Here is a 12,823-nt window from a genome sequence, read left to right as displayed (position 1 = left end):
GGAAATATATGTCGCATCGCCTGAACAAACTGACGGCAGCCGCCGTGATTACCGGAGCTTGTGTCCTGACCGCCGGGTTGAGCGGCTGCAAGAAAGAGGAGTCGGCGGCCACGCTGGTGGCGCAGGCCAAGCAATTCCAGCAGAAGGGCGACAACACCGCCGCCATGATCCAGCTGAAGAACGCGCTGGCGGCCAGTCCGGACGACGGCGAGGCCCGCTACCTGCTCGCCAGGCTGTCGCTGGATGGCGGCGACGTGCTGGCCGCTGAGAAGGAAGTCCGCAAGGCCATCGGCCTGAAGTACCCGGAAGCGCAAACCATGCCGGTGCTGGCGCGCGCGCTGCTGATGCAGGGCAAGTTCAAGGAAGCGCTGGATGAAACCGAGGCGGCAGCCAAGGCCGGCGGCGCCGAACTGCTGAGCGTGCGCGCCGACGCCATGCTGGCGCTGGGCAAGCGCGACGAGGCCAAGGCCGTGTTCGAATCGGTGCTGCAAAGCCAGCCCGCCTTCGCGCCCGCGCTGGTAGGCTTGGGCCGCGTGGCGTTCCTGGCGCGCGACCCGGCCGCCGCCATGGCGTATGCCGAGAAGGCGGTCGCGGCGGCGCCCAAGAACGACGAGGCGCTGCTGTTCAAGGCCGACCTGCTGCGCGCCCAGAACAAGCCCGAGCAGGCGCTGGAAGCGTATTCACAGGTGCTGGTGGCCAATCCGGCGCACCGCTCGGCCCACATCGAGAAAGCCTACCTGGAAATCTCTTCCGGCAAGTACGAGCTGGCCCAGGCCGACCTGGCGGCGGCCAAGAAGACCACCCCCAACAGCATGATGGTGACTTACACCCAGGCCTTGCTGGACTTTACCCAGGGCAAGAACGCGGCGGCCCTGGAGTCGCTGCAGAAAGTGCTGCGCGCGGCGCCCGAGCACATGCCCAGCATCCTGCTGGCCGGCGCGGTCAACCTGAACCTGGGTTCCATGCAGCAGGCCGAGCAGCACTTGCGCAAATACCTGGAGAAAAACCCGGACAACCTGTACGCCCGCAAGATGCTGGCCACCACCTTGCTGCGCGGCGGCCAGACACCGGATGCGCTGGCGGTGCTGGCGCCCGCGCTGAAGAGTACCGAAACGCCGGACGTGCAGCTGCTGGCCCTGGCCGGCGAGTCCTATATGCAAGCGCGCGATTTCAACAAGGCCACCGAGTACTTCGAGAAAGCCAGCGCGCTGGAACCGAAGACGGCCTCGTTGCGCACCTCGCTGGGCTTGAGCAAGCTGGGCAAGGGCGACCAGGCGCAGGGCATCAGCGACCTGGAAGCGGCCGCCGCGCTGGACACCAAGTCGCTGCAGTCCGGCATCGCGCTGATCCGCGCCGAGATCGGCCTGCGCAATTTCGACAAGGCGCTGGCGGCGGCCACCCAGCTGGCCAAGAGCCAGCCGAACAACCCGGAAGTGTCGCAGCTGACCGGGGTGGCCCTGCTCGGCAAGGCCGACGCCGCCGGCGCGCGCGCCAGCTTCGAAAAGGCGCTGACGCAGCAAGCCGGCTTCTTCCCGGCCGTGGCCGCGCTGGTGCAACTGGACATGTACGAGAAAAAACCGGAAGCGGCCAAGCAGCGCCTGCTGGCGCTGGTGGAGAAGGACAAGAAAAACCTGGACGCGATGACCGCGCTGGCCGGGCTGGCAGCGTCCCAGGGCCAGCAGGCCGAAGTCACCAGCTGGCTGGAAAAAGCCAGCGCCGAGCATCCGGACGCGGTGCAGCCGGCGCTCCGTCTGGGCGTGCATTACCTGCGCAGCGGCAAGGCCGCGCAGGCGCTGACCCTGGCGCGCAAGCTGCAGCCGACCTATCCGTCCAATACCGACGTGCTCGAACTGGTGGCGCAGAGCCAACTGGCCACCAAGGACGTCAACGGCGCGCTGGAGTCGTACAGCAAGCTGGCCGGCCTGCTGCCGAAGTCGCCGGGCGTGCAGCTGCGCCTGGCCGAAGTGCACATGGAGTTGAAGAACGAGGCCGCCGCCGCCGATGACTTGAAAAAGGCACTGCAGCTGCAACCCGACCTGATCCAGGCGCACGTCATGCAGGCCGGCATGCTGGTGCGCCAGAACAAGCACGATGCCGCGCTGGCGGTGGCGCGCCTGGTGCAGAAGCAGCATGCAAAATTGCCGGCCGGCTACGCCATGGAAGGCGACATCCTGGCCGCGCAGGGCAAGGTGGCGCTGGCGCCGCCGCTGTATGAGAAAGCCTTGGCGCTGGGCAAGGCGCCCGGCTTTGCCATCAAGCTGGCCGACGCCTACCGCGCCAGCGGCAAGGTCAAGGAGTCCGAGCAGGTGGTGGCGCGCTGGCGCAAGGACAATCCGAACGATCCGGCGGTGGCCATGTACCAGGCTGAAACCAGCCTGGTCACCAAGCAGTACCCGATTGCAATCGAGCAATTCGAAGCTATCCTGAAGAGTAATCCGAAGAACGCGGTGGCCCACAATAACCTGGCGCAGGCGTATGCGCAGGTCAAGGACAAGCGCGCGCTGGCTGCGGCCGAGCAGGCGGACAAGCTGGTGCCCGGCCATCCGGCCATCATGGACACGCTGGGCTGGATCCTGGTCGAGCAGGGCGATGTCGCGCGCGGCCTGCCGCTGCTGCAAAAAGCGGCCGCTGCCGCAGCCGGCAACGGCGAGATCCGCTATCACTACGCGGCCGCGCTGAGCAAGTCGGGCGACAAGGCAGGCGCACGCAAGGAACTGGAACAGCTGTTGGCTACAGGCAAGACATTCCCGCAGGCGGACGAAGCGCGGGCCCTGCTGAAACAGCTCTGATCCGCCCCCCTCCGGGTCCGCAAGCCGCATGCACAGCGGCTTGCGCCCGCGCGCACGGTTGAATTTGCATGTGCGTGCTGGCCGGAAATAGGTTATCTTTGCGCCTGAGCTTTGGCTTGCATGTGGTGAGCCAGTGCCCGGCGCCCGACTGATGTGCAGATAAGGAACGCACAATGCTGCTCGAGCGAATATTCGGCAAGCGCGACATTCTCATCCCGTATTTCGACTTTGCCAGCGTCATGAAAGGCGTAACGGATTCGGCCGTGTTGGCCGAGATCTATCGCCTGCGCTACGAAGTGTATTGCCTGGAATGCCATTACCTGGACGCGGCCGAGTTTGATGAAGGCAAGGAAACGGACGAGTACGACCCGTGTTCGATCCATTTCGCTGCCTACACGCTGGACCAGGCCATGGTGGGCACGGTGCGCCTGGTGCAGCCGGGGGAGGGGCAGGTGTATCCCTTCGAGTCGCACTGCACGGTGTTTGAGGATTTCACCATGCCGCCGCGCGAGTTGGCCGGCGAGGTGTCGCGCCTGGTGGTGAAGAAGACCCACCGGCGGCGGCGCGGCGATACGCTGGAAGGCGTGTCGAAGGAGTTTATCGAGCAAAAGGGCGGGCCGGCTGCGATCAAGCCGCCCAGCGGCAAGGAGCAGCGCACCAACAGTCCGCTGCTGTTGCTGGGGCTGTACCGCGAGATGTACCGTTATAGCCGCAAGCATGGCATCCGTTACTGGTATGCCGCCATGGAGCGCTCGCTGGCGCGCTCGCTCGACAAGATGGGGTTCCGTTTCGTCCCCATCGGGCCGCAGGTCGACTATTACGGGCCGGTTACGCCCCATATGGTGGACCTGGATGAACTGTACGAACGATTGAAGCAGGAAAACCGTTTTCTGGCTGCTTGGTTCAATGACGAGCCTATCCCTTTCTGGACGGTGGTGAAAACCATGGTAGCCACGTTCATGATCGGGCGCACCAGAAAGAAATGAAACCCGTAGGAGAATTCGCTGTATGGCGCACGTATTTGCAGGACCAGGCTACCGCAGCGTACTTTCCCGCCAGGAATATCAAGCCCATTTCGAAACGGTGGACCACGCCAACCGTAATATTTTCCGTTCCTTTCGCGGCGACCAGCACGGCAAGGTGCCGCACGATATCTTCAAGCTGCGCTACGACGTGTACTGCATCGAGTGCGCCTTCCTGCCGCAGGCCGAGCAGGCCGGCGGCATGGAGCTTGACGAGTACGAGACCCGCGCGGTGCACATCGCCGCCTACTCCATGGATGAAAAGCTGATCGGCACGGTGCGCCTGGTGCAGCCGGACGCCGAGCAGCCCTATCCCTTCGAGCGCCACTGCGCCGTGTTCGACCATTTCGACCATCCGCCGCGCGAGCTGGCCTGCGAGATTTCCCGCCTGGTGGTGCGCAAGGAGCATCGCCGTCGCCGCGCCGACAGCCTGGACGGCGTGCCGGGCCTGCCGCCGCTGGTGCCGGCGGCCGAGCGCCGGCATGGCGAGCGGCGCCGCGATTCGCCCATGCTGCTGTTCGGCATGTACCGGGAAATGTTCCGCCACAGCCGCAACGTCGGCATCCGCTACTGGTATGCCGCCATGGAGCGCGCGCTGGCGCAGTCGCTGCAGCGCATGGGCTTCGGTTTTCAGCCGATCGGCCCGCCAGCCGACTACTACGGCGCCGTGGTGCCGTACGTGCTCGACTTGCACATGCTGGAAGCCAAGCTGGCGGCCGACAACCCGAAGCTGTCGGCCTGGTTGCACGAGCGCCCGCAGGCGCTGCTGCCAAGGCTGGCCTGGCAGCGCAACCCGGCGCGCAAGCATCCGCGCACGGTGCGGCCGCGCTCCTGACGCGGCCCGGCTTAGTCGGCGCTGATCCTGATCTTCTTGGTGACGTGGTTGCGGAAGCTGTGCACCACGATATTGGGCGCACTCTCGACCGGCAGTCCGGCCAGCATGTCGTGCATCATGGTCACCGCCAGCGCCGCCACCGAGAACGTGCCCACCGCGATCTGCGAAGCCGGGCAGGGACGCCCGTCGTCCATGATGGTCAGCGCGCGCGCCACTTCTCGCACCACCTGCTCGTCCAGGTGGGCGCCGATGCGCGCCATCACGCGTCCGAACACGGCGGTGTAGTTCAGGTTGCCCTCCGCCGCGGCGGCCTCCACATCGCGTTGCAGGATGGCCGGCAGCGACTCGGCCGCGCCGGCCGGGAAGTACAGCACGGCGGCGCCGAAGCCGACGTTGATGGCGGTGAAGATGGGCTTGCCTTGCATGGTGGCGGCCATGTGCAGCGCCAGCACCGCTTCCAGGTCGACGAAGTCGATGGTGTCGAACACGATGTCGACCTTGCCCACCAGCTCGGCCGCGTTGTCCTTGTCCAGCATCTTGTAGTGGGTTTCCACCCGGGCTTGCGGGTTGATGCGCAGGATGTGCTTCTTCAGCGCTTCCACCTTGGGCTGGCCGATATCGTCCTGGTCGTAGAACTGGCGGTTCAAGTTGTGCGCGTCGATGGTGTCGCCGTCGATCAGCACGAAATGCTGGAAGCCGCTGCGCGCGGCGCAGATGGCGACCGGGCTGCCCAGTCCGCAGCCGGCGAACAGCAGCCGGGTGTCGCGTATTTTGGCTTGCGTGGCCTTGTCTATATAACCCTCATTGCGGGTGACGAAGCGGTCATAGTCGAATGCGTTAGCCATGGCGGAAAAACCCTTTGCATGTGTGGTTGGACGGCGCCGCGCGTGGCGGCTGGGCTCGTTACTGTTTGACAATGCCATAGTAGCGCAAGCGCCTTGGTCTGCACAGCGGACCGGCTGTCGACTTTCTTTACATGCGCGCTCTTGCCGCGCCACGGATTTCGTTGCTTGTGCGCCTGCATGGCGCCGTTTTGCCTGGTAAATCGGCTGCAATGGGCGCTGCGGACCGCGCAATGTCCGACGGGCAACAAATGTCACACGGGCTGTCGAAATTCTTTACAGCGCGGGTGGCATCGGCAAATGTTCGCGGCGGTAAGGAAAACCTGGACCCCCTGTGTTCGCTAGGCGGGGCGCGGTTTGAGGGCGGTTTTTCATATCGCTGGCACGACGATTGCTTTGTACCTCGGTGTGACGCTACTGACAGCGCCCTTACCAACAACTGGAGAAAAGAATGAATCTCAAGAAAATATCCGCACTGGCAGCTGGCGTGGCACTGGCGTTCGGCGCAGCAGGTTCGGCTCAAGCGGTTGAACTGGTCGCCGGCGACCTGAAGTTCACCTTCAACGCCTATGACAGCGCGACCGCGCGCTACACGGCCAATTGCACCGACGCCGCCGGTTGCGACGCGGTCACCGCACCAGGTGCCGCCGCCATCAGCGCCTACAATGAAGACAGCTGGGGTATCTTCTCGATCGCCAGCATCACCCGCGTGTCGGACAACGCCATCCAGTATGTTGCTGGCCAGGGCGGCAAGTTCCTGACCGGTATTTTCGGCGGCCTGCGCGACTATGACGTGCAGCGTACCGTGCTGGGCGGCGCCGGCGGCGTGATCGACCAGGTGCTGGCTGCCGGCGGCTGGCTGAAAATGTTTGAAAACAACAGCGACTACAGCGCCATCCAGGGCACCGCCGGCCGTACCGGCCAGTACGACTACAACGGTATCAGCGGCGGCACGCTGGTACTGGACGCGGTGTTCGCCACCGGTATCCTGGGCGGTAACAACAGCGCCACCTACAGCGGCTTCTTCAACGAAAACGGCATCACCGGTGCTTCGGGCGGCTACCTGAACGTGACCGGCGGCAGCTGGCAGACCAAGCTGGACACCGATGGCCTGGTAGATGAAAACGGCAACTCGCGCGATCTGCTGCTGACCTCGACCTTCCAGGGTTTCAAGCCAGCCAATCAAGTGGCTGACTGGACCGTACTGGCCAGCGGCCATGTAACCGGCGCCGCCATCCCTGAGCCAACCTCGCTGGCCATCTTCGGCCTGGGCCTGGCTGGCCTGGCAGCGCTGCGCCGCCGCAAGCAGAAGTAATCCGGCACCGCGCGGCATGGCGCCGCGCGCAGCCAGACTGACCCGCCCGGGCAACCGGGCGGGTTTTTTCATTTCAGGGCCGGTAGTTTAGGTCCGGTAATCAGGGCTTTTTCAGCGCGCCGGTGGCAGCCGCCCCGGCCGGATACGGATGCAGCGCATGCTTGTACAGCCGCGCCAGCCGTTTCACGTATTCCTGTGTTTCAGCGTACGGCGGCACGCCCTTGTAGCGGTCGACTGCCTTCTCACCGGCATTGTAGGCGGCCGCCACCAGTTGCACGTCGCCGCGGAAGTAGCCCAGCAGCCAGCGCAGGTAGGCCAGGCCGCCACGGATGTTCTGCTCGGCGTCGAACGCGTCTTTCACGCGGAAGCGTTCCGCCGTTTCCGGGATCAGCTGCATCAGCCCTTGCGCGTTCTTGGGCGACACTGCGCGCGTGTTGAAGCCGGACTCGATGGCGATGATGGCCATGGCCAGCTTGGGATCGATATCGAACTGCGGCGCCAGCAAGTCCACCAGCGCGCCGATTTGCTTGCTGGCCTGCGGGTAGGGCGCGGCCTGCTCGGGCGGCATGGGGGCAAACGGCGTGTCGGGCAGCATGCAGGCCGGCAGCGGCGTGCTGAGCGAGGCGTTGGTCATGTGCAGCATGGCTTGCGCTTGCGGGTGGCCCTGCGCGGCGGCCATCCCGAACAGCTGGGCGGCGGCGCCGTCGTCGCGCGCCGCGCCACGGCCGTTGGCCAGCATCCAGCCCAGCGCGTACTGCCCTTGCGGGTCGCCCTGGCGCGCGGCGCGGCAGTACAGTGCCAGCGCTTGCGGCATGTCGCGCGGCACTCCCTCGCCGTGCTCGAGCCGCGCGGCAGTCGCCAGCAGTTCGGCCACGGCCGCCGGGGCTGCGCTGCGCGGCGCTGCCGCCGTTGCCGCCACTGCCGCCGCTGCCTCGGACGGGGTCCCTGCCGCAGCCGAGGAAACCAGTCCCAGCAGGCCGGCCAGCAGGGCCGCCGGCCGCAGTGCGGCGCGCAAGCGGGTGGGGCGGGAAATGCGGGAGGAAGGTGCGGACATGCTGCGCTCCTGTGATGGCAAGGCCATGCTTGATTGTAGAGCAGTCAGGGCTGCGCGGCTTGATCTTTGTCTTTGGGTGACAGAAAAGCTTTGTGAAACAAGTGGCGTGCCAGCAGCAGCGGCGGCATGCGCAGCCAGTTGGCACGGATGTACAGCAGGAAGCGCGCGGCCGGCGTGAAAGCGTCGTCGCAGCTGGCGTGGGCCGGCAGCAGCGCGCGGCCGTACAGCGCGTCCATCAGCCGCAGCAGCAGGGCGCCGGGGCGGCCCGGTTCGGCCGCCGCCAGCGCCGCCGGCGGCAGCGGCGTGTGCAGCAGCTGCGCCGAGTAGCGCAGCGCGTAGAACAGCGGCCGCTGCAGCTGCAGCTGGGCGGCGCGCTCCTGCAGCGCCGGCCAGAAGCCGGGCTCGGCGCCGTAGTGGCGCAGCAGGCCGTCCAGGTCGACCAGGTCGCGCAAGCCGTGTTCCAGCTCGCCGTCGAAGAACAGGTGGGTGGCGCTGTGCAGCACCAGGTCCGGCGGCGCCAGGATCAGCAGGCCGGGGTGGCCCGGCAGTTCCTGCGCGGCGGCGCGCAGCCGGACCGGGTCGGGGTGCACCGGCGCGGTCTGCGGCAGGATGGCGTGGTGCACATCGATGGCGGTGCGGCGCTTGACGTGCTCCATCGGCGGCAGCTCGTGCATCCACTGGCGGTAGTAGCGCTGGTCGTATTCGTCCAGATGGGTGCTGGCCCAGCCATGCAGCATCAGCGCCATCTCGGCGTCGTCCAGCTTGTCCTTCGGCAGCAGGAGGTCGATGTCGGAAAACAGCCGGCCGCTGGCCGGCGGCAAGCCGGCCAGCGCGTACGCCGCCCCCTTGAGCAGGATCAGCGGCGTGTCCAGCCCTGCCAGCGCGTGGCGGATCTGCGCCACTTCCCAGCGCACCGCCTGGCTGTGCCGTTCGGCCACCGTGCGCGACCATTCGAGGTGGCGCCGCGCCGGGGCCGGCACCCGCTCCAGTTCGCCGCGCTCGCGCAGCAGGTAGTACAGGCGCGGCTGCAGGTTGGCGCTGGCGCACTGGCGCAGCAGCAGGTTCCATTCGGCCTCGCCGTAGCCGGCCAGCAGCGCGGGCTGGCGGAAGGCCAGCACCGCCAGCGGGGCCGCGGAAACGGCGCTCATGGCTGCTCCGCCAGGCGTGCGAACAGCTCGACCGCCTCGTCCAGCCGGCTGTAGACAAAGCTGTAGCAAGCCGAGGCGCCCACCAGGTCGGCCATGGCGTCGAAGCCGGGTTCGGCCAGCAGGCTGTAATTGAAGGAATTCTGGGCCACGCGCAGCACCGTGCCGGCTTTGGGCAGCGGCGCCAGTTCGGTAGCGGCCCCGGCCTGGTAGCGCGGGAACACGATCCAGCCCGGCGCGGCGCGCTCGGCCGCGCGTGCCACGCTGTCGGCCGGCGCCTGCAGGTGCGCGACCGTGCCTTTGACGGTGTCGGCCACAGGCGGGCTGAACACAACGTCGCCGAGGTAGGCCTGCATCAGCGGGATCGATGCGTTTTTCAGGCTGACCGGCCGAGGCAGGGGCTGCAGGCGGCCGTCTGTCAGCTGCACCAGCGCCAGTTCGTCCGACAGCAGGCGCCAGCCCCGGTGCGCCAGCGCCGCGCACAGGGTGCTCTTGCCGGAACCGGGTGGCGCGGGCAGGATCAGCGCGCGGCCGTTGCGCTCGAGTACGGCAGCGTGGATGATCAGGCAGTCGTGCGCCCGGCTCGACACACACCAGTTCAGGCCCCATTCAAACATAGGGAAGGCTTGCGCCAGCGGCAGCGGTTTGAACATTGAGGTGCCGTTGTGCATCAGCATCACTTGCGGCCGCCACCAGCGGCGCGGGCCGCCCGGCCGCACTACCCGCAGATGGAAATCGGCGAAGGCGCACGCATCATGCAGCGGATAAGCGCCGTACAGCAGGCTCAGGCCGTGCGCTACGCTGGGCACGCCGCTTTCCAGATGGGTGGTGTAGGCCCCGGTCTGCAGCACGATGCCGCCGTGCGCCAGGCGCCGCGCCAGTTCGGCCGGCGTCAGCGAAGACAAGGTCAGCATGCGCGCGGGTCCAGCGTGCCGGACGCTTCCACCAGGTTGAGGGCGCGCAGCTCGTCCAGCAGTTCCTCCAGCTGGGCCAGCTCGGTGCTGTCGAGCTGCAGGGCGTCAGCGAGCACGGCCGTACCGGCCGCGCCGCGCTGCAGCGCGTTCAGGACTTCAATGGAAGCGGCGTCAAGCAGATGGGTATCGCCCGACAGATTGTTGTACAGCACGAACTCTTCGCCATCCCAGCTGCGGCTGCGCAGCCGCTGGCCAGCCATCAGGCGCCACATGGCAAAACCGGCTCAGTCAGCATGCGGCCGTGTCAGTCCATGGTGCCGCGCAGGTAGGCGACGATTTGCGGGCCGTACCATTTCTTGCCGGCCATGGGGGTGTAATAGCCGCGGCCCGAGCCGCCGGTGCGCCAGTATTCGTTCCAGATCGCCTGCACGCGGTCCGGCTTGAGGAAGGAGGTGTAGCCCTTGAGCGCGTTCTGGTAGGCCGCCACGATGTGCATGGCGACATTGTCTTGGTCGCAATCCTGGTGCGACAGCATGGTCAGCATGCTCTTGTTGTAGAAGCCGCTGCTGCTCGAGCAATTGAAACGCCGCTGGAACTTCATGCTGGGCGCGCAGCTTGAGTGCCAGGAACCGGTGTGGTTCTTCCAGTAGCCGGGCGACAGGCCCTCGCATACCACGGCTTCCGGCGCGCGGCTGTTCAGGTTGCCCGACGCGAAACCGGACGGCGAATGGCAGATGCTGCACGCCATGCCCGGCTGGCTTTTCACGGTCAGGATGGCGCCGACCGCAGCCGCGCCCTTGGTGGCGAAGCGGCGCCGCGCGGCACCGGCGAACGCCGGTTTGGCCGCGCCGGCTTCGGCGGCCGTGCCGGACGCTGCGGATGGCGGCGGCGTAGCGCCGTTGTCGCCGTTGTGCTGTTCTGAGTTAGCCACGTCTGTATCCTAGGTAAGCGGTCGGCCCGGAGGCCAAGGTCTGGTTATGAAGGGAAACAAAGCAATATTTGTTCCCATTCACTTGGTGTACACGGAACTTGATATAAATCAAGGAGTTAGCGAAAAATCCCTGGTGCCGTGCCATAACCTGGCGACTCTACCGCAAAAACTGTAAGAATTCTCGACACTATGTCGCGAGAGTATCAGAAGTAGCTCTCCGGCACCACCAGCACGTCGCCCGGGCGCATCGGCAGGTTGGCCGAAATGTCGCCGTCCTTGATCAGGTCATTCAGGCGCACGTTCAGCTTTTGTTGTTTGCCGTCCACAGTGCGCAGGATGATGGCGCGGTTGCCGGCGGCAAAGTCGGTGACGCCGCCGACCGCGATCAGCACGTCCAGCAGCGACATGTCGCGCCGGTAGGGCAGTGCCTGCGGGCGGGCGGCCTGGCCGATCACCTTGATCTGTTCGCTGTACACGCCGACGAAACCGGTCACAATCACCGTTACCACCGGCTGCTGGATGAACTTCGACAGCGCCTTCTCAATGTCGCGCGCCAGTTCGGTGGAGGTCTTGCCGCTGGCTTGCAGGTCTTCCACCAGCGGGGTGGTGATCTTGCCGTCGGGGCGTACCGGCACGCCTTGCGACACTTCCGGATTGCGCCACACGACGATGCTGAGGTTGTCGCCCGGGCCGATCAGGTAATCGGTGGCCGGCGTCGCTTCTTGCGGCAGCACTTGCTTGGTGGCGCAGCCGCCGAGTGCCAGCGCGGATAGCGCCAGGGCGCCGCAGGCCAGCCATTTCGTCATGGGAGTGTTCACGTGCATGTCCTCTTCTTGGGATAGGAAATTCTGAAATTCTTTTGGGCAAGATGCATGGTATTTTATGTAGCATTTTTGCATGCCTATTCTATACCAGCCCCTGCGGCGATAGCCGGGACCGGGCTAAAATTTTTGTCAGGGCACTTTTCTCTGCAACAGTTCCTGCACATAGCGCGCCGGAATGGCGTAGGTGATGCCGCTGGGGCTGGTGATGGCGCTTTCTTTCAGCCCCTTGATGAACACCATGTTGATGATGCCGACCACGCTGCCGTCGGCCGGGTCGTACAGCGGGCTGCCGCTACTGCCGGGGTAGGCGGTGCCGTCCAGTTGCAGGATGTTGAAGGGCGCGCGCTGCAGCGCGGCCACGGCGCGCGCGTCGAGCTGGCGCGAATTGGCCGACGGCAGGATGATGGGGGTGATGGCCGACAGCATGGCGCGGTGGGTGACCGGATGCAGGCCCAGCACCATGCCCAGCGGAAAACCGGTGAAGGCCAGCTCGCGTCCTTCGCGCAGCCCGGACGAGTCGCCCAGCTTGAGCGCCGGCAGCGGCGCGCCGCTCAGGCGCAAATGAGCCAGGTCGTGTTCCTTATCGACCGCCACCACGGTGGCCGGGCGGAAACTGAAGGCCGTGCCTTCGCCGGCGATCAGCACGCCCAGCGTTTCCTTCTGGTCGCCGTCGCTGAATTCCGGCACCACGTGGGCATTGGTGACCACGCTCAAGCCGTCGCCCAGCACCACGCCGGTGCCGTTGAACACGGCGGCCGGGCTGCGCAAGCGCTGGTAGCTGCCGACCCCCACCACCGAGGGCTTGACTGCGGCAATCACGGTGGACAAGTCGGCGCCCGCGGCGAACGGCGCCAGCGTCGAAAATCCGGCGCAGACGATGCTCCAAAGTAATATTAGTGATGGGCGGAAATTCATAATGCTCTATGTAGTCATGGCGCAACAACGATAGCAGATTTTTGCTGCAATTAGCTGTCTTTCGCACAACAATTCCGGCGCCGCTTGTGTCACAATTATGCTTGCCTCTTTGGAAATAGATATTTCACGGAGTTAAATGCGCAAAGCTGTCTGTCGGCTGCCACACAGGGGGCGGATGCGGCGCCATTTAGTAGTAACATGGCTTGCAAACTCATGTATCATAGGTGCGATTTGATG

12 protein-coding genes are annotated in these 12,823 nt (G+C 65.7%); 4 read left to right on the top strand and 8 right to left on the bottom strand.

From position 1 onward, the window contains the following. Nucleotides 1-8 precede the first annotated feature (8 nt). From prsT to ASD15_RS29075, 3 genes are all read left to right on the top strand, one after another. Nucleotides 9-2,789, top strand: coding sequence for an XrtA/PEP-CTERM system TPR-repeat protein PrsT (gene prsT / locus ASD15_RS29085; RefSeq protein ID WP_057158506.1), 2,781 nt, complete (start codon nucleotides 9-11; stop codon nucleotides 2,787-2,789). A gap of 173 nt (nucleotides 2,790-2,962) precedes the next feature. Then, complete coding sequence (locus ASD15_RS29080; protein WP_057158505.1) at nucleotides 2,963-3,775, top strand: PEP-CTERM/exosortase system-associated acyltransferase; 813 nt, start codon at nucleotides 2,963-2,965, stop codon at nucleotides 3,773-3,775. A 22-nt stretch (nucleotides 3,776-3,797) separates the two neighbouring features. Beyond that, a complete protein-coding gene (locus ASD15_RS29075) occupies nucleotides 3,798-4,646 on the top strand; it encodes a PEP-CTERM/exosortase system-associated acyltransferase (protein WP_057158504.1) in 849 nt (282 codons plus the stop codon). A gap of 11 nt (nucleotides 4,647-4,657) precedes the next feature. On the opposite strand, the gene ASD15_RS29070 is transcribed toward ASD15_RS29075, so the two are convergent. Continuing rightward, entirely contained in the window at nucleotides 4,658-5,491 is an 834-nt protein-coding gene (locus tag ASD15_RS29070; protein WP_057158503.1) for a ThiF family adenylyltransferase, read from the bottom strand. 448 nt (nucleotides 5,492-5,939) lie between these two features. Between ASD15_RS29070 and ASD15_RS33460 the strand changes: the two genes are divergently transcribed. Further along, nucleotides 5,940-6,803, top strand: a complete 864-nt coding sequence (locus tag ASD15_RS33460; RefSeq protein ID WP_057158502.1) for a PEP-CTERM sorting domain-containing protein — start codon at nucleotides 5,940-5,942, stop codon at nucleotides 6,801-6,803. A gap of 100 nt (nucleotides 6,804-6,903) precedes the next feature. Here the strand turns inward: ASD15_RS33460 and ASD15_RS29060 are convergent, their stop codons facing one another. The 7 genes from ASD15_RS29060 to ASD15_RS29030 all read right to left on the bottom strand — a co-directional run bounded on the left by ASD15_RS29060 (nucleotide 6,904) and on the right by ASD15_RS29030 (nucleotide 12,586). Further along, entirely contained in the window at nucleotides 6,904-7,857 is a 954-nt protein-coding gene (locus tag ASD15_RS29060) for a lytic transglycosylase domain-containing protein (protein WP_057158501.1), read from the bottom strand. Between the two features lie 44 nt (nucleotides 7,858-7,901). Next, nucleotides 7,902-9,005 carry a nucleotidyltransferase family protein gene (locus tag ASD15_RS29055; protein WP_057158500.1) on the bottom strand — a complete coding sequence of 368 codons (1,104 nt, stop codon included), beginning with the start codon at nucleotides 9,003-9,005 and terminating at the stop codon, nucleotides 7,902-7,904. Next, on the bottom strand, nucleotides 9,002-9,916 hold the full coding sequence (locus ASD15_RS29050) for an HprK-related kinase A (protein ID WP_057158499.1): 915 nt from the start codon (nucleotides 9,914-9,916) through the stop codon (nucleotides 9,002-9,004). Before ASD15_RS29050 ends, ASD15_RS29055 begins: the two co-directional genes overlap by 4 nt. After that, complete coding sequence (locus tag ASD15_RS29045) at nucleotides 9,910-10,188, bottom strand: HPr-rel-A system PqqD family peptide chaperone (RefSeq protein ID WP_057158498.1); 279 nt, start codon at nucleotides 10,186-10,188, stop codon at nucleotides 9,910-9,912. The genes ASD15_RS29050 and ASD15_RS29045 overlap by 7 nt, the downstream gene beginning before the upstream one ends. A gap of 32 nt (nucleotides 10,189-10,220) precedes the next feature. Further along, nucleotides 10,221-10,847, bottom strand: coding sequence for a hypothetical protein (locus tag ASD15_RS29040; protein ID WP_057158497.1), 627 nt, complete (start codon nucleotides 10,845-10,847; stop codon nucleotides 10,221-10,223). A gap of 203 nt (nucleotides 10,848-11,050) precedes the next feature. Beyond that, on the bottom strand, nucleotides 11,051-11,671 hold the full coding sequence (locus ASD15_RS29035; RefSeq protein ID WP_057158496.1) for an XrtA/PEP-CTERM system exopolysaccharide export protein: 621 nt from the start codon (nucleotides 11,669-11,671) through the stop codon (nucleotides 11,051-11,053). Nucleotides 11,672-11,800: 129 nt separating this feature from the next. Then, nucleotides 11,801-12,586 (bottom strand): serine protease, encoded by a 786-nt coding sequence (locus tag ASD15_RS29030; protein ID WP_057158495.1) that lies wholly within the window; start codon nucleotides 12,584-12,586, stop codon nucleotides 11,801-11,803. Nucleotides 12,587-12,823: the final 237 nt, after the last annotated feature.

It is taken from the genome of Massilia sp. Root351 (assembly GCF_001425045.1).
In the GTDB taxonomy this organism is placed as follows: domain Bacteria; phylum Pseudomonadota; class Gammaproteobacteria; order Burkholderiales; family Burkholderiaceae_D; genus Rugamonas.
Note: the sequence above shows the minus strand (reverse complement) of the source record. Positions and strands in the feature narration are given on the sequence as shown.